Origin of the sequence: Sphingomonas sp. 7/4-4 (assembly GCF_027941955.1) — a bacterium.
Lineage (GTDB): Bacteria > Pseudomonadota > Alphaproteobacteria > Sphingomonadales > Sphingomonadaceae > Sphingomonas.
The window spans coordinates 1,555,315-1,571,757 of record NZ_CP115960.1 but is presented as its reverse complement, the minus strand read 5'-3'; the positions used below and the strand labels follow the sequence as shown (position 1 = coordinate 1,571,757).

Here is a 16,443-nt window from a genome sequence, read left to right as displayed (position 1 = left end):
TGCGTGTCGTGCACACAGTAGTAACGTACCTACATGACAACGCAGACAATATAGGCACATAGGCACGAAGTGAAGGTGATCAGCAGCCGCGATTTCAATCAGGACGTGAGCGCCGCGAAGCGACTCGCGCGGCTCGAACCCGTATTCGTCACCGATCGCGGACGGCCGACCCACGTGCTGATGAGCATCCAGACCTTCCGCCAGTTGAGCGGCCAGCGCGAGAGCATCGTCGACCTGCTGGCGATGCCCGGCGCGGACGATGTCGAGCTTGGCCCCGCCGAACGCTGGGACCGGTAAATGTACCTGCTCGATACTGGGATCGTCTTCGAGCTGCGCAACGCCCGGGCGGGGCAGGCGGAGGCGGGCCTCGCCGCTTGGGCCGCGGACGTGGCGCGCGAACGGCTGTTCCTCTCTGCGATCAGTCTCGTCGAGCTGGAGGCGGAAGCCGCGCGCGTTGCGCGGGGAGACAAAGCGGCGGGCGCCGCACTGCGCGGCTGGATCGACCGGCAGGTGCTGCCGGCGTTCGAGGGCCATTTCCTGCCGCTCGATGCGGCGGTGGCGCGGCGGCGCGGACAAATCCCGCTCGCCGATACGCGCGACGCATTGTTCGCCGCCACTGCGCTGCAGCATGGCCTGACCCTCGTCACGCGCAAGTCCGCCGCGTTCAAGGGCGCGCGGCTCAAGCTGTTCGATCCCAATGGCTATCAGCCCGATAGCGTCGATGAGGATGGCGATTGGCGGGCGGCGGCGCGCAACGGGCCGCTCTGGCTACGCAGTCTATTTGTACGAGGATAATCGCAGTTTTTTAACCTGTGATGCGTAGCCCTTGGCCGGCAGAGGTGGGCAGCATGTTCCAGGCAGTCGTCGAGTTGGTACCGGGAGCAGGGGGCGGCTCATTGCCAACGCGGGGCGAGCGCCGCGCGAGCGACCGCACATCGGCCGATATCCAGGCGAGCGTGCGTGCGCGGGGAAGCAAGCTCCGGGTCCGCGCCGAGGTCGTCGACATCTCCACCGACGGATGCCGGATCATGGCCACCGACTATTCCACCGGCGACGAAGTGCTCATCGCGCTGGCACATCTCGCGCCGATCGCGGGGCGGATCTGCTGGGTGCGCGACGGCGCGGCGGGCGTCAAGTTCGGGACGCGGCTCCATCCCTCGGTCGTGAGCCATCTCGCCACGCTCTAAGGCTCAGGCTTTCGCGCGGCGATCCATCACTTCGAGATAGGTGTCGATCACCTTCTGGTTGATCGCATCCCATTGATAGGTCTGCGCCTTCGCATGGCCGGCAGCACCTTGCGCCTTGTGGAGCGCGGGATCGGCCACAAGCCTCGCGATCGCATCGGCATAGGCATTCACGTCGCGCGGGGGACGAGATAGCCGTCGATGCCGTCGTCGATCAGATCGACCGCACCGGTCGCGCGCGCGGCGACGACGGGGACGCCGCAGGCCATCGCCTCGAGTGTGACGTTGCCGAAGGTCTCGGTGACCGAAGGATTGAACAGTACGTCCATCGAGGCGACCGCGCGGCCGAGATCGTCGCCGCGCTGGAAGCCGGCGAACGCAGCCTCGGGGACGCGTTCGGCGAACCAGTCGCGCGCGGGGCCGTCGCCGATGACGAGCACGCGGTGCGGCACGTCGCGCTCGCGCAGGACGCGGCAGACGTCAGCGAAGATGTCGAGGCCCTTCTCCAGCACCAGCCGGCCGAGAAAGCCGATCGCGAATTCGTCGTCGGCGATGCCGAGGCCGCGGCGCCATTCCATGTCGCGGCGGGTGGGCGTGAAGCGGGCGTGATCGACGCCGCGCGACCAGATGCGGACCGGTGTAGCGACGCCCCAGGAGCGGATCATCTCGGCCGTGGATTCGCCGGGCGTCACGACCTGATCGACGCGGTTGTAGAAGCGCGTCAGGCCCTTGATCATCAACGGGGCAAGGAAGCCGATGCCGTAATAAGCCGGGTAGGTCTCGAAGCGGGTATGGAGCGAGGCGACGGTGGCGATGCCGCGATCACGCGCCCAGCTCACCGCGCGGTGGCCGAGGATCTCGGGCGCCGAGACATGGACGAGATTGGGCTTGAACGCGGCGAGGTCCTCGCGCGTCGTACGCGGCAGATGCCAGGCGAACTTGTATTCGGCGCGGCCACCCGGAACGGGGAGCGCCGGAACGCTGACGAGGTCGCCCGTGGGCGGGAATGCCGGCGTGTCCGTGGTCGGCGAATAGACCCGCAGCGTCACACCCTGGCGCAGCAGATGATCGGCGAGCTTGTTGAGCGCCTGGTTCGCACCGTCGCGGACATAATTGTAATTGCCGCTGAACAGGGCGACGCGGAGGTCGGACGCTTGCATCGCGCGGGCGATAGCCGGGGCAGGGGTGAGGGGCAAGTTTGGGCCGCTCCACCTTACCACCGTCACCCCGGACTTGTTCCGGGGTCCACCGGGAGGCAAGTCCGAAGAAATAGGTTGGAGATCAGCCGGTGAGGCTTAGTGGACCCCGGAACAAGTCCGGGGTGACGGAAGAGAGAAGAAGTCGCTCCCTATTGCGCGGCCCGAGCCGGCAGCAATACCTTGTCGATCCGCGCCGCCACGCCGACGCTCCGCCCAGCGAGATTGGGGACGGTGAAGCGCACCGCGGCTCCCATCACTTGCGCCGCTTCGGAGAGGCTCAGCCCATAATCCTGGCGGAGCCACTGGATCAGCCCGGTGCTCGCCTGTTTGAGCGCCTCGTCGAGCGAGCCGGCCTGGCCGAGCACCATCAGCTCGGTGGGGGATCTCGACCCGCGGCATCGGCACTGTCTTGCGCTTGATCAGCTCGACGGTGAACTCGACGTCCATCGACGTCTCCAGCGCATATTGCGAAGTCTCGCCGTCGCCCTGGCGGGCATGCGCGTCGCCCAGATAGAGCAGCCCGCCGGGCTGCTGCACGGGCAGCCAGACGCTGTTGCCCTCGACGACCTCCGGAAAGTCCATATTGCCTCCGGCGCGGCCGGTATCGCCGGTCGACAAAGGCGGTGCGCCGAAGCCGTTCGCCAGCGCCAGCCCTCCGAGCATCGGGCGGACGGGCACCCGGAAGTTTCGCAATGCGCCGGTGGCGCCTTCGGGCGTGGCGTAACCGGCGCTACGGTCCAGCCGCCAGCGGACCGGCTTGCCGAGCTTCCCGGCCTCGGGGACGAGCGACGAACCCAGCGCGCGGCCGACGATCGTGTCGAGGCTGTCGGCCCAGTCGCGGTTCAGCCGCAGCCGCTTGATATGCACGATCACCGTGTCGCCCTGCGCCGCGCCGGCGATGAAGAAGGGGCCGGTCTGGGGATTGCCGAACAATGCGCGGGTGACGCCCTGCGCGTCCATGCCGCCGGAGTCGATCGTCGTGGTGCGCACCGTATCGCCGGGCCAGATCGTCAGGACGGGCGGGCGATCGGGCGTGAAGCTGTTCGCATAGTCGGTCGGGCGGAAATCATGGACGCGCGGCCCGCCGGGCGGGCGGTCGGGAACGCGCCGGGCAGTGAACGCGTGCCGGACCCGCGCCACGGGATTGTTGCCGTCGGGGAAGTCGGCGGTGCCGCTGAGGCCGTCGCGACCCGCCTCGCCCTCGAACCCGTAGGAGGTGCCGCGCGCGTCCTTCACGGTAAGCTGGAAGCGTGTTCCGCGAACCGTGCCCGTGAGTGCATCGCCGTCCCAGTCGCCGGTGACAATCTTGCCGTCCGCGGCGAGGTTGAGCGTCGAATATTCCTTGTTGCCCCAGCGATCTGTGACAACGACCCATTGGCCGGTCTGCGCCCGCGCGGCGATCGGGGCGGCAAGTGCGAACGCCACGACAATGAACAACCTGATCACTTCGGCCCTCCCTTGAACGATTACATCTGTAGTCGATAACCCGAAGGGCGCAAGCCCATCGCCCAGCGAAATCCAGTTGTTCCCTTCCTGTTCCTGCGCTAGCGTGACGGCATGGCAAAGCCGAAGAAGCGATATGTGTGCCAGGCCTGCGGGTCGGTATCCTCGCAATGGGCGGGGCAATGCGCCGATTGCGGCGACTGGAATACGCTGGTGGAGGATGGCGGCGGCGTCGTCACGCCGTTCCAGGCGAAGCATAATCTCCAGTCGGGCGGGCGGGCGATCCAGCTTGTCGGTCTCAACTCCGAGATCGCGCTGCCCGAGCGGACGAGCACGGGAATCGCCGAGCTCGACCGCGCGCTGGGCGGCGGTTTCGTCGAGGGCAGCGCGACGCTGATCGGCGGCGATCCGGGGATCGGCAAATCGACTCTGCTGCTCCAGGCGGCGGCCAAGATCGCCAGCCGCGGGCTGAGTGTCGCTTATGTCTCGGGCGAGGAGGCGGCGGACCAGGTGCGGCTGCGTGCGCGGCGGCTGGGGCTGGGCAACGCGCCGGTGCAGCTCGCCGCGGCGACATCGGTGCGCGATATCCTGACCACGCTAGGGCAGGGCCCGGCACCGGCGCTGGTGGTGATCGATCTCGATCCAGACGATGCATTCGGACCTGATCGAAGGCGCGCCGGGGACGGTGAGCCAGGTGCGCGCGAGTGCGGGCGAGCTGATCCGCTTCGCCAAGGAACGCGGCACGGCTTTGGTGCTGGTCGGCCACGTCACCAAGGACGGCAGCATCGCCGGGCCGCGCGTGCTCGAGCACATGGTCGATACCGTGCTCGCCTTCGAGGGCGAGCGCAGCCACCAATATCGCATCCTGCGCGCGGTCAAGAACCGCTTCGGCGGCACCGACGAGATCGGCGTGTTCGCGATGCAGAGCGAAGGGCTGGCCGAGGTCGGCAATCCTTCGTCGCTCTTCCTCACGCATCGCGACGAGAGCGTGACGGGAACGATCGTCTTTCCCGCGCTGGAGGGCACGCGCCCGGTTTTGGTCGAAGTGCAGGCGCTGACCGTGCGGCTGGCGAGCGGCGCCACGCCGCGGCGTGCGGTGGTCGGCTGGGACAGCGGCCGGCTGGCGATGATCCTCGCAGTGCTCGAGGCGCGCTGCGGGCTGAGCTTCTCGTCCTGCGAGGTCTATCTCAACATCTCGGGCGGCTATCGGGTGCAGGATCCCGCCGCGGACCTCGCGGTGGCGGCGGCCCTGGTGTCGGCGCTGGCCGAGCGGCCGGTGCCGGCCGACGCGATCGCGTTCGGCGAAGTCGCCCTATCGGGCGAAGTGCGGCCGGTGGCGCATGGTGCACTCCGCTGTCGCGAGGCGGCCAAGCTCGGCTTCGGCCGCGCGATGGCCCCGGCGGCGCAAGCCGATACCGGCGGGCTGGAAATGGCGGGGTTCAAGTCGCTCGGGGCGTTCGTGGATCATTTGCTGGGGCGGTGAGGATCACGAGACCCTCCAGCCCCTCAGCGCGGTAACGTGATCGGCGGCGAATAATCGGCCATCGTCATGAATATGCTGTCGACTTTCGTCACCAGCTTGCCGTCCGCCTCGGACGCAGCGACCACGGCGCGCCACTCGGGATCCGCGCCGAACGCCTTCCAGTCCGCCTCGCGTGCCTCGCGGCTGGGATAAGCGAGCACATAGACCACGCGTCCCTCGGGGGCATCCTTGGTCGGCTGCTCGTTCCAATAGGCGACGTTGCGCATGCCGTGCTTCTCGAAAAGCTTGAGCGTATGCTCGCGGAACCGGGCGTTGAGCGCGGCGAGCTTGCCGGGCGCGGGATAATAGATGCGCAATTCATAGACGGCGGTCTGCGGATCGAGCGCCGCTTGTTGGGCAAGTGCCGGACTCGCGGTCGTGACCAGAGCGAGGCAGGCGAAGAGGGCAGGGCGCATACACGAACTCCGGAGAAGGGACGGCCCACCATAATCACCAGTGCGAGGCGCGTGAAGAAGCTGGCAATCCGGGGCCCGCGCGACCATTTGTGCCGGACGGGCGCGCTGCCAGGGAGGCCCGGACGGGAGGTTGCCGTGCAGATTGCCGTTCTGACGTTCGACGGGTTCAACGAGCTGGACTCATTCATCGCCGCCGCGATCCTCAATCGGATGAAGCCGAAAGGCTGGCGGGCGCATATCACGTCGCCGACGCCTGAAGTCACTTCGATGAACGGCGTCACCGTCCAGCGGCAGAAACCGCTGGAATTCGCGGCGGAGGCCGATGCGGTGATCATCGGCAGCGGCATCAGGACGCGCGAGATCGCCGCCGATCAGGCGCTGCTGGCGCAATTGACACTCGATCCCGCGCGCCAGCTGATCGGCGCGCAATGCTCGGGCACGTTGCTGCTCGCCAAGCTCGGGCTGGTGGGGATCTTCCCGCCTGCACCGATCTGACGACCAAGCCCTGGGTGATCGAGGCCGGCGTGACCGTGCTCGACACGCCGTTCGTCGCGCACGGCAATGTCGCGACCGCGGGCGGATGCCTGTCGTCGCAATATCTCGCCGCGTGGATCATCGCCCGTCTCGCAAGCGTCCGTGATGCCGAGGAAGCGATCGATTACGTCGCGCCGGTGGGCGAGAAACGGGCCTATGTCGCACAGGCGATGGCCGCCGTGGCGCCGTTCCTCCCGGTGACGACGCCGATCGCCGCCTGACCGGGGACAAAGCGGCGTCGGTTTTGCGCCGGCACGTGAAGGCGGCGCGGAGAGGCGATTTCACGGCGCGGCGGTCCGGAGGGACTATCAATCCGCCGTGCCGCATCGCACTATGGCGCCATGAAGCAATCGACTGCGATCAAGATCGCCACCGGCGTCGCCGCCGCCGCCATTGGCGGCCTCTTCCTCTATTCGCGCGCGACGCGGCCGCCGGTGATCAACCCGCAGGTGCCCGAGCCGGCAAAGCCGGTCGAGCTGGCGCGCTATCTCGGCAAATGGTTCGAACTCGCCCGGCACGAGAACCGCTTCCAGAAGGGGCTCGATGCCGTGACGGCCGAATATACGCTGGACGAGGACGGCCGGATCGGCATCGTCAACAGCGGCGTCCAGGGCGGGCCGCGGGGCGAGCGCAGCTATGTCGAAGGCCACGCGATCGTCGCCGACGATACGACCAATGCCAAGCTCAAGGTGTCGTTCTTCGGCCCGCTTTACACCGGCGATTATTGGGTGCTCGATCATGGCGACGCGTATGAATGGTCGATCGTCGGTGAGCCGAGCGGGCGCTATCTCTGGCTGTTGAGCCGCGAGGCGAAACCCGCTCCGGCCGTGGCCGAAGCTTTGCTCAAGCGCGTCGAGGCGCTCGGCTATGACCGCTGGGCACTGCGCGTGACGCGACAGGGCTGAGCGGGGGACGTGCGGTGTCGATCCAGTAGTGGAGGCAATCAACACGTCTTCATTCGTCACCCCGGCCTTGTGCCGGGGTCCACCAGGCCGCGGGAGAGCAGCAAGATCCTCGAGGCGCTCGCGTGCCGCACAGTGGACCCCGGCACAAGGCCGGGGTGACGAAGAAGTAGAGCGATCGAAAGCGAATATGACGCCTATCGCGGTGCCCGGCAGCCGATTATCAGGGCGGCGGGAGGGACGCGTTTCATGGCTTTGACCGGACTAGATATAGTCGTGCTGCTCGCGATCGGCGGGGCGGCGGTGCTGGGCTTCCTCCGCGGATTCGTGACCGAGGTGCTGGCGCTGGGCGCGTGGCTGGCGGTGGTGCTGGTGCTCAAGCTGTTCCACGCGCCGTTCGCCGAATTGATGTCGGGTGCGGTGGGCACCGCGCAGGGCGGGGCGGTGCTCGCCTTCGCGATCCTCGCCGGCGTGACCTATCTCGGCGGACGGCTGATCGCCAACACCATCGGCTCGCGGATGCGCCAGAGCATCCTCGGACCGATCGACCGGGCGCTGGGGTTCGGCTTCGGAGCGCTCAAGGGACTGGTGCTGGTGAGCATCGGCTTCCTGCTGCTGGTTCTCGTCTTCGATACCGTCGGCGGCGGACCGACGGGACGGCCGGACTGGATCACGCACTCGACCACCTATCCCTTGCTCGACAAATCGAGCGCGACGGTGGCGGATTTCGTCGATCGGCGGCGCAAGGGCGAGCCGGTGTTCGGCGGGGACGAAGAAGATAATACGGCCGCGATCGCCAACGACAATTGAGCCGGGCCGGCGATCAATCCCGCGCAATGCCGAGCGACGCGGGGCCGGCGGTCTCGAACCGGATCGGAGCGCCAACCGGCTCGAGCCGATCGCCGGTGAGGCGGAGAACGTGCAGTGCCTTGTCGACGATGCTTTCGGCGACGAGCGTCGCGGTGCCGTCGATAAAGGCCACGCCCTGCGACCATGCGCCGATATCGGCCTCGGCGCGACGTTTCAGGCGCCGGTTCTCGATCGCGAGCAGCACCACCTTGCTGCCCGGCGCGTGGCGGGGATCGGCCGCGGGGACGGTACTCCTGTTCTGAATCGCGGCCGCCGCCCAGCGGCCGTCGCCAGAGCAGGCAACGCCCTCGGGCGCCGGGCCGACGCTTGCCGTGTCGATCACGCGCGGCCGATCGCCGGCAAGATCGATGAGGCTGATCGTGTCGGCGTCGCCGCTCACCACGCCATAATTGGCGACGACCGCGAGACCGCTGGCGCCACATATCGCGAGCGCGGCGGGGTAGACGCCGGCGCTCAACTCGGCGCGCGGTTCCGACTTGAGGCGACCAGCCTCGATCGCGAACAACCGCACCGCGTTCTGCCCCGCGAAGGTCAGCAACGCCCCCTTCCCGGAGGGAAGAAACACCGCCGCCAGTGGCCGAGAACCCTTGGCGAAGCGAACGCGCTCGACGATCGCCGCGTGACCGTTCGCGACGTGCAGGATCGTGGCGCTGTCGTCATCGGCATGCGGTACGATCAGCATCGTGCCGTCCGGGCTGAGCGCAAGCGAGACGGGCGCGGCACCGAGCGCGAGACTCTGGACGACGCGCGGCCTTTCGCCCGCGAGATCGACGAGGGTCAAGGTATCGATGGGAGCCATCTTGCCCGGCTCGCCCGGTGCCCGGCCGGTGGCGGCGGTGGCGAAGGCGGTCCGCCGGTCGGGGAGAAAGCGATCGCCGAAGGCGGGCCCTGGAAACTCACCGGGGCCTCGACCTCGCGCCGGCCCGTCACCTTGCCGTCGCGGAATTCGAGGAAGACGAGGCGATCCGGCACCAGCGCCGGCGGGGGCGTCACTTCTCCGTCAACCATCCTCGCCTCACCGTCGAGGCCGACGCCGACGAGTTGGGCGCGGGCGGAAAGTGGCTCGCACAGCAGCAGTGCGGCAAGCGCCAGTTCCGGTTTGATGATCATTGAGTTCCTCGGCTCGATCGTTCGTACGGCGAGGCGCCTGACGGGCATCGCGACCGCACGATCTACAAGGCGTGCCGGGCCGTCAATCTCGTTTCAGGGGCGGTCGAAGGGGCTGGGCGTGCGGCGCTTTGCCGCTTACATGGCAAGATGTGAACGCCCCACTCTACAACACGCAGATCCTTCGGCTCGCCGCCGAGATCCCTTTCACGAGCGGCTGGTGGACCCCGCCGGCAGCGTCGAGAAGCGCTCGCCGGTGTGCGGGAGCCGAGTGACGGTCGATGTGGATCTCGACGCCGAGGGGCGGGTCGGCGCGGTGGGAATGCTGGTGCGGGCCTGTGCGCTGGGACAGGCATCCGCGGCGTTGATGGGCGCGCATGTCGTCGGACGGACGCCTGAGGAAATCGCCGGGGCACGCGACGAACTGACTGCGTGGCTGGCAGGTGAGCGGAGCGATCCCCGGGATGGCCCGGGCTAGACATCCTCGCCCCGGCGATCGCGCATCGCGGACGCCACGCCTCGATCCGGCTAGCGTTCGAAGCCGCGGCCGAGGCTGCGCTTCAGGCGCGCGGCTGATGGAGGATCATTCCGGCCTTTCGCTGCTGCATGACGGCGTGCCGCTGCTCGGCTTCGCGCTCGTCTTCGTCCTGATCTTCCGCCGGCTGGGGCTGGGCGCGACCCTGGGTTTCCTCGTCGCCGGCGCGGTGGTCGGGCCGCAAGTGCTGGGGCTGGTGGGCGACGCCGAGAGCAAATTGGGCATCGCCGAACTGGGCATCGCATTGCTGCTGTTCCTCGTCGGGCTCGAGCTGAGCCCGTCGCGGCTATGGCGGATGCGGCGCGATATCTTCGGGCTCGGCCTGATGCAGGTGACCCTGTGCGGGCTCGCGGTGGCCGGGATCGTCTGGCTTGCCGCCGAATCGACCTTGGCCGCGGCACTCGCGTTGGGCCTGCCGCTTGCGCTCTCGTCGACCGCGCAGGTGCTGCCGCTGCTGCAATCGGCGGGCCGGCTGCGGACGCCCTTGGGCGAGCGTGCCTTCGCGATCCTGCTGTTCCAGGACCTGTCGATCGTGCCGCTGATCACGATCGTCGCGGCGATGTCGCGCAATCCCGCGGACCTGCACGGCCCCCGGGCTGGCTGCTCGGGATCTATACCGTGCTCGCCATCGTGGGGCTGATCCTCGCCGGGCGCTATGTGCTGCGCCCCGCCTTCCGGCTCATCGGCAATCTCGGCGAGCGCGAGATGTTCGTGTTCGCGGGGCTGTTCACCGTGATCGCGAGCGCGGCGATCATGGAGATGCTGGGGCTTTCGGCGGCATTGGGGGCGTTCATCGCGGGCGTGATGCTGGCGGATTCGCCCTATCGCCACGAGCTGGAAGCCGATGTCGAGCCGTTCCGCGCGATCCTGCTCGGCCTGTTCTTCCTCGCCGTGGGTATGACGCTCAACCTGCACGCGATCGCAGAGCGGCCGCTCTTCGTCGCGGGCATGGCGCTGGCGCTGATCGCGACCAAGGCGGTGCTGATCATGGGGCTGGGCCTGCTGTTCGGGATGAAGCGACGGCCGGCTTTCGCGCTGGGCATATTGCTGAGCCAGGGCGGCGAGTTCGGATTCGTGCTGTTCGCGCAGGCGCAGTCCGCGATGCTGATCACCGGCGAGGCGGCGAGCATCTTCGGGGCGATCGTGACGCTGTCGATGGCCACCACGCCGTTCCTGATGATGGCGACGAAGAAGCTGCGCACCGAGCCCGAACGGAGCGCCGACGGCATGGAAACGCCGCAGCATGACGGGTCGAACGCCGTGGTGGTGGGCTATGGCCGCTTCGGCCAGACCGTTGCGCAGATGCTGATCGGTCAGGGCATTCCGGTGACTCTGGTCGATACCGACGTCGAGATGATCGAGACTGCGGGCACCTTCGGGATGAAGGTCTATTATGGCGACGGCACGCGGACCGATATTCTCCGGCAGGCCGGTGCCGCCGACGCCGAGTTGCTGCTCTTCTGCCAGGACGGCGACGGGCTCGATACCGAGGCGCTGGAGGGGATCCATCATGCCTTCCCCAAGGCGACGATCTTCGTGCGCGCTTATGATCGGCGGTCGGTGATGAAGATGAAGGGCGCGCCGATCGCGGGCGCGGTGCGCGAGATGCTGGAGAGCGCGATCGTGATGGCCCGGCGCGCGATGGACGCAGTGGGGGTCGACGCCGCCGAGATCGAAAAGACCGAGGCCGAATATCGCCGCCGCGATTACGAGCGACTCAAGCTCCAGCGCGAGACCGGCGACATCTATGCCGCGCGCGATTCGATGTTCAGCCAGGCCGGTCAGGCGGCGGCCGCCGAAGCGGACCTCGAGCAAAAGTGAAGAACCGGCCCTTCCGCGAACGCATGGGCTTCGCGCTGGAGGGCATTCGCACGGGCTGGGCACGCGAGGCGAGCTTTCGCACGCAGACCGCGCTGGCGGGCGTCGCATCGCTCGCGTTGATCGTGCTGCGGCCGGCGCCGATCTGGTGGGGGCTGGTGGCGGTGACCTGCGCGCTTGTGCTCGCACTCGAACTGCTCAACTCGGCGATGGAGGCAGTGATCGACTTGCTCCACCCGGGCGTCCACCCGTCGATCAAGGTGGCAAAGGACATGCTGGCTGGGGCGGTGCTGGCGACAAGCATCGCGGCCTTGGTGGTCGGCGTGGCGATGGTGGGGGCGACGGCTCCGAAGTTCCTCGCGGAGCTCGGCTGGTGAGGCTGGTTACGGTGCTCGCGGCGCTTTCGGGCGCGCTCGCCGTGGCGGCCGGGGCGTTCGGGGCGCACGGCGTCACGGGCCAGCCTGCGGAATGGCTGCGGACCGGCGGACAATATCAGCTGATCCACGCCGTGGCGGCGTTGGTGGCGGTGCGGATGGGCGCGCGCATTTCGCCGTGGCTGTTCGTCGGCGGGTCAGGCGTGTTCGCGGGAACGCTATACCTGATGGCGCTGGGAATGCCGCGCTGGCTCGGTGCGATAACTCCGATCGGCGGCGCGGCGCTGATCGCGGGGTGGATCTGCCTGGCCGTCGGGGCGGCACGGCGCTAGCCCAACGCGATCCCCGATCGATATGGCTCCGCATGATTAGCGGCCGCCGACCGATCTCTCCGCTGCTCTGAACTCGGGGCTCACCGGTTGATTATAGGCATCGCCCGAGCGATTGAGCAGCGCCAGCATCGCAACATTGTAATCATAGGCGTAGGATATCAGCCCGTAGCATCGGAGGGCGGCCGGCAGGTTGCGTCGGGCAATATCTAGATCGGCCAGGTTCGGGCCGCGGAAGGGATGGTCACGGCGGACGGCGATCGACACGCCCTTGCGCAGCCCTGGTGTTCCATAGTCGATCGAGAAATGATCCGCCGTCACGACTTCGAGCAAGGCGGCGCGTCCCCGTTCAAACTCGAACCGGGCATCGGCAGCGCCGTACCGGGCGTTCCAGTAATCGGCGCAGCGCAACCTGGCTTGCAATTGATGTACGAGGCTGGCCTGTTCCGCAGCAGCTCGATGCGCTTGCCATGTTGCGAAAGTCCAGCCCAGCAGGGCGGAAAGCCCGCCGACGAGGAGGACCACCGCGATCGTGCGCGACCTGCTCGTTGTTCGAAGGATCGCCACTGTGCAGCCGCTCCGATGTGCCTCAGCCTATCGGCACGAAGGCGAGGTGCTGGAAGTCGTAGCTGAAATCGGCGAGCGGTGAGAGCGGCTTCATCGTGACGCCCGTGACCTTGCCGTTCACAACGACGAAAGTGACTGTCGCGTCTTCGCCCGCGCCCTTGGGGAAGCGCGTGCGGAAGGTATCCGGACCCCAGGGCTCGAGCGCGCTCTTGAACACCGGGGTGGGCAGGAAGTCGATGTGGAGCCCCTTGCCGCGCGTGGCGACGAGGATGTCGCCGTACCAGGGATCGCGATAGCGCCCGGCATAAGCCGAGAGCGGCAGGCTGGGACCGCCAGCGGGCGCCTTGTCGACGCCGCCGCTGCCGAGCTCGGCGAGACCCTCGGCTTCCTGCTTCTTCACCCGCGCCTGTGTTGCCGCGACCCAATCGAAGGCGGGGGCGCCCACGATCTGGTCGAGCAGCGCATTGCGGATGGCGCCCGAGACCGCGTCCTCGGTGTTCGACAGCACGACCACCGCGGCCTTGCGGCCCGGAAGCATCGCGGTCTGGGTGACCTGTCCCGAGAGGCCGCCCGAATGGTGGATCAGCCGTTCGCCGCGATAATCCTGGATGAACCAGCCGAGCGCGTAGGTCTGGGTGACGCCGCGTGCGGGCCAGATGTCGCTCGGGCCATCCGAAGAGGCGACGATCGTCTGGGGCTTCCACAATTCGGCCTGCTGCGTCGGGCTCCACAATGCGCGGCCGTCGGGGAGCTTGCCGCCGGCGAGCTGAAGCTGGAGCCATTTGGCGACGTCGCTGACGCTGGCGTTGATGCCACCGGCAGCGTCGGTCATGATCCCCTCGTCGGGCGCGATGACTTCGATCGGCCCCATGCCGCGCACCGGCGGGCCGAGCCGGGCGTGGCGGCCGGCGACGTCGGGCGTGTTGAGGAAGCGAAGCGCGGGCACTGAGTCGGTCATGCCGATGGGCCCGAGCAGCCGTTCGGAGACGAAGGCGTGCCACGGCTTGCCCGAAAGCTTCTCGATCAGCAGGCCGGCGATGACGTAGAGGATGTTGTCATAGGCATAGCCGGTGCGGAAACCGCGCTCGGCAGCGAGAAAGGGCAAGGCCCGAATCGCATCGCTCGCGGGACGCTCGGTGGCGGGGAACTGCATCAGGTCGCCGGCGCCGAGCGCGAGCCCGCTATTATGGACGAGCAGGTCGCGGACGGTCATCAATTCGGTCACGCGCGGATCGTGCATGCGGAAATCGGGAAGGTAGTCCTTGACCGGCTTGTCCCATGCGACCTTGCCTTCGTCGACCAGCATCGCGAGCGACGCGGCGGTGAACGACTTCGAGTTGGAGGCGATGCCGAAGCGGGTGTGGACGCCGACGGGCGCGGGTTTGCCGAGCGTGCGGACGCCATAGCCCTTGAGATAGACGGGCAAACCGGGGCGGATCACCGCGACGGCGATGCCCGGGGTCTCGAACGCCGCCATGAAGCGCGCGACGACGCCGTCGATCGCGGGGTCGGCCGCCTCCTTGGCGAAGGCCAAGCTCGGCAGCGCCGCGGCGCCGAGGCTCGTCAGCGACAGCGCGAGCGCCTGGCGTCGGTTGAGTTGCAGGCCGCTCATGCTGGGATCCCCCGATCTGTGAGGAGGCCAGCCTAAGCCGCTTTGCGGGCGGGGCAAGCCCGACGCTTAGTTGCTGACGATCTTCTCGATCTGCGCGGCGGTGACCGGGTGATAGGTCGATCGAGCCCCTTCGAAGAAGCGCTTTGCGATCGGCTGGCCCCATTCGCCTTGCTTCATCAGCCCTTCGTAGATCGGGCGGATCAGCAGCCCGCGGCCGACGCTTTTCACGAACGCCTGGATCGAAGGAAGCGCGGGATCATAGCGGTTGGCGATCGCCAGTTCGGCCCAGGCCGAGCGGACATAGGCGTTGGTCGAGCCCGACAGGAGGAGCGTCTCGTCGAGTTCCTTGAGGCGTGCCGGGCTCTGCTGGCGCGGCAGGCCGTTCAGGAAGCGCAGCCATTGCTGAGTCGCCCAGCCCTTGGGATCGACCGCCGAGACCGGGCCGCCCGCCTTGACCGCGGCGAGCTGGGCATCGACCTTCGCAAGCGTCGCCGACTGGATATGGACCGCATTCTCGGGGAGGCCGGGCTGATAGGCCCAGCGATCGAGCTGGAGCTTGTCCTCGAGCGCCCCATCGCCCCTGATCAGGTTCTTGCGGATATCGGCGAGGAAGCCCGCGGTGGTCTGCGGCTGGAAGGCATGGCGGTCGAAATAGGAGCGAAGGTACGCATCGAAGCGCTCGCGGCCGACCGCGCGCTCGATCGTGCGCAGGAAAGTCGAGCCCTTGAAATAATCGAGCTGGCCGGCCGTGGCGCCGGGATCGCCGTGGAGGCGCGTGGTCGGCGCAGCCTGGCCGCCGGCATCGGTGATGTCGCTCTGCAGGCCGTCCCAGTCGAGATCGGCGTACATCGCGGCGCGCTCCTTGCCATAGACCGCCTCCATGATGCGGTTCTCGAAATAGGTGGTGAAACCCTCGTTGAGCCACGAATCCGACCAGGTCGCGTTGGTGACGAGATTGCCCGACCAGCTATGCGCGAGCTCGTGCGCGACGACGTCGGTGTTCGAGCGGTCGCCGGTGACGATGGTCGGGGTGAGGAAGGTGAGCGTGGGGTTCTCCATCCCGCCGAACGGGAAGCTCGGCGGCAATACGAGCATGTCGTAGCGGCCCCAGCGATAGGGGCCGTAGAGCGCCTCGGCGGCATCGATCATCTTCTCGACGTCGCCGACTTCATACGCGGCGCCGTCGACCATCGAGGGCTCGCTCCACACGCCGGAACGCGGGCCGGTGGCCTTGAAGGCGAGATCGCCGACCGCCATCGCGATAAGATAGGGTGGGACCGGCTTGTCCATCTTGAAGCGGAAGCGGCGCTTCTGGTGGGGGACCAGCTCGCCCTTCGCGCCGTCGAGCCGCTCGCCGCTCATCACCGCGACGAAGCCGTCGGGCACGGTGAGCGTCGCCGACCAGGTCTGGCGGATGCCCGGGCTGTCCTGCGTCGGGATCCAGCTGCGATTGTTGATCGGCTGGCCCTGGCTGAAGAGGTAGGGCAGCTTCTTGCCCGCGGTGAGCTCGGGCGGGAGCCATTGCAGCGCGCTGGCGCCGGCTTTGGTCCGGTAGCGGATCGCGATCTGGTTGCCGGCTGCGGGGAGATCGATGGTCAGCGCCGAGCCGAGCTCCTTGTCGCGCGGCCCGACGGTGTAGTGCAGCGGCTTGCGGTCGGCGGTAGTGACTTCGGTGATGTCGAGATCATCGACGTCCAGCACGATCTGCTTCGCGCCCGGCGACGGCAGGATGTCGAGCAAGGCGCGGCCGGAGAGCGTCTTGCTCTCGAAACTCACTTCGAGATCGAGATCGACATGCGTGACGCGGGCGACCTGCGGCTCGGCATGGGTCCACACGTCCTTCGCCTCGGGCGTGGTGAGGATCGGCGCGGGCCTGGCTTGCTGGGCCATGGCGGGTGCAGTGAGAGCGGTCAGCGAGACGGCGGCGAGAGCAGTGGTGAGGATGCGCATGCAGCGCTGCTATGCCGATCGCGGCTGAACGGCAACTGAGTGATCCTCCCCGGCACGGGGAGGGGGACCGCCGCCGAAGGC

General features: G+C 67.9%; 14 protein-coding genes and 5 pseudogenes. 11 read left to right on the top strand and 8 right to left on the bottom strand.

Going from position 1 to position 16,443, the window contains the following annotated elements; genetic code table 11:
• The first annotated feature begins 69 nt into the window (after positions 1-69).
• The 3 genes from PIB19_RS07945 (at position 70) to PIB19_RS07935 (ending at position 1,187) form a co-directional block, all read left to right on the top strand.
• Positions 70-297, top strand: coding sequence for a type II toxin-antitoxin system Phd/YefM family antitoxin (locus PIB19_RS07945; protein WP_271240356.1), 228 nt, complete (start codon positions 70-72; stop codon positions 295-297).
• A complete protein-coding gene (locus PIB19_RS07940) occupies positions 298-795 on the top strand; it encodes a PIN domain-containing protein (protein ID WP_271240355.1) in 498 nt (165 codons plus the stop codon).
• 101 nt (positions 796-896) lie between these two features.
• Positions 897-1,187: a PilZ domain-containing protein gene (locus tag PIB19_RS07935; protein WP_271240354.1), complete on the top strand. Its 291-nt coding sequence runs from the start codon at positions 897-899 to the stop codon at positions 1,185-1,187.
• 3 nt (positions 1,188-1,190) lie between these two features.
• Here PIB19_RS07935 and PIB19_RS07930 read toward each other — a convergent pair.
• Both PIB19_RS07930 and PIB19_RS07925 read right to left on the bottom strand, forming a co-directional pair.
• Positions 1,191-2,344, bottom strand: a pseudogene (locus tag PIB19_RS07930) (glycosyltransferase family 4 protein).
• A 135-nt stretch (positions 2,345-2,479) separates the two neighbouring features.
• Positions 2,480-3,829, bottom strand: coding sequence for an acetamidase/formamidase family protein (locus tag PIB19_RS07925; RefSeq protein WP_271240353.1), 1,350 nt, complete (start codon positions 3,827-3,829; stop codon positions 2,480-2,482).
• A 111-nt stretch (positions 3,830-3,940) separates the two neighbouring features.
• Here PIB19_RS07925 and radA point away from each other — a divergent pair.
• A pseudogene (gene radA, locus PIB19_RS07920) lies at positions 3,941-5,309 on the top strand (DNA repair protein RadA).
• A gap of 23 nt (positions 5,310-5,332) precedes the next feature.
• On the opposite strand, the gene PIB19_RS07915 reads toward radA, so the two are convergent.
• Positions 5,333-5,764 carry an NIPSNAP family protein gene (locus tag PIB19_RS07915; protein ID WP_271240352.1) on the bottom strand — a complete coding sequence of 144 codons (432 nt, stop codon included), beginning with the start codon at positions 5,762-5,764 and terminating at the stop codon, positions 5,333-5,335.
• 135 nt (positions 5,765-5,899) lie between these two features.
• On the opposite strand from PIB19_RS07915, the pseudogene PIB19_RS07910 reads away from it, so the two are divergent.
• From PIB19_RS07910 to PIB19_RS07900, 3 genes and pseudogenes are all read left to right on the top strand, one after another.
• A pseudogene (locus PIB19_RS07910) lies at positions 5,900-6,519 on the top strand (DJ-1/PfpI family protein).
• Between the two features lie 120 nt (positions 6,520-6,639).
• Positions 6,640-7,203 carry a lipocalin family protein gene (locus PIB19_RS07905; protein ID WP_271240351.1) on the top strand — a complete coding sequence of 188 codons (564 nt, stop codon included), beginning with the start codon at positions 6,640-6,642 and terminating at the stop codon, positions 7,201-7,203.
• 246 nt (positions 7,204-7,449) lie between these two features.
• The gene (locus tag PIB19_RS07900; protein WP_271240350.1) at positions 7,450-8,010 is read left to right on the top strand and encodes a CvpA family protein; all 561 of its coding nucleotides are present in this window, start codon (positions 7,450-7,452) and stop codon (positions 8,008-8,010) included.
• Between the two features lie 13 nt (positions 8,011-8,023).
• Here the strand turns inward: PIB19_RS07900 and PIB19_RS07895 are convergent, their stop codons facing one another.
• Together PIB19_RS07895 and PIB19_RS07890 are read right to left on the bottom strand one after the other, a co-directional pair.
• The gene (locus PIB19_RS07895; protein WP_271240349.1) at positions 8,024-8,869 is read right to left on the bottom strand and encodes a YncE family protein; all 846 of its coding nucleotides are present in this window, start codon (positions 8,867-8,869) and stop codon (positions 8,024-8,026) included.
• Positions 8,848-9,180 carry a hypothetical protein gene (locus PIB19_RS07890; protein WP_271240348.1) on the bottom strand — a complete coding sequence of 111 codons (333 nt, stop codon included), beginning with the start codon at positions 9,178-9,180 and terminating at the stop codon, positions 8,848-8,850. Before PIB19_RS07890 ends, PIB19_RS07895 begins: the two co-directional genes overlap by 22 nt.
• A 149-nt stretch (positions 9,181-9,329) precedes the next feature.
• Here PIB19_RS07890 and PIB19_RS07885 point away from each other — a divergent pair.
• From PIB19_RS07885 to PIB19_RS07870, 4 genes and pseudogenes are all read left to right on the top strand, one after another.
• Positions 9,330-9,753: pseudogene (locus tag PIB19_RS07885) on the top strand (iron-sulfur cluster assembly scaffold protein).
• Positions 9,753-11,533, top strand: a pseudogene (locus PIB19_RS07880) (cation:proton antiporter domain-containing protein). Before PIB19_RS07885 ends, PIB19_RS07880 begins: the two co-directional pseudogenes overlap by 1 nt.
• Positions 11,530-11,907 (top strand): diacylglycerol kinase, encoded by a 378-nt coding sequence (locus PIB19_RS07875; protein WP_271240347.1) that lies wholly within the window; start codon positions 11,530-11,532, stop codon positions 11,905-11,907. The pseudogene PIB19_RS07880 and the gene PIB19_RS07875 overlap by 4 nt, the downstream one beginning before the upstream one ends.
• Complete coding sequence (locus PIB19_RS07870) at positions 11,904-12,236, top strand: DUF423 domain-containing protein (protein WP_271240346.1); 333 nt, start codon at positions 11,904-11,906, stop codon at positions 12,234-12,236. The genes PIB19_RS07875 and PIB19_RS07870 overlap by 4 nt, the downstream gene beginning before the upstream one ends.
• Before the next feature lie 36 nt (positions 12,237-12,272).
• Here the strand turns inward: PIB19_RS07870 and PIB19_RS07865 are convergent, their stop codons facing one another.
• The 3 genes from PIB19_RS07865 to PIB19_RS07855 form a co-directional block, all read right to left on the bottom strand.
• Entirely contained in the window at positions 12,273-12,758 is a 486-nt protein-coding gene (locus PIB19_RS07865) for a hypothetical protein (RefSeq protein WP_271240345.1), read from the bottom strand.
• Positions 12,759-12,822: 64 nt separating this feature from the next.
• A complete protein-coding gene (locus PIB19_RS07860; protein WP_271240344.1) occupies positions 12,823-14,412 on the bottom strand; it encodes a serine hydrolase in 1,590 nt (529 codons plus the stop codon).
• Between the two features lie 66 nt (positions 14,413-14,478).
• Complete coding sequence (locus PIB19_RS07855; RefSeq protein WP_271240343.1) at positions 14,479-16,362, bottom strand: M1 family metallopeptidase; 1,884 nt, start codon at positions 16,360-16,362, stop codon at positions 14,479-14,481.
• Between the last annotated feature and the right edge of the window lie 81 nt (positions 16,363-16,443).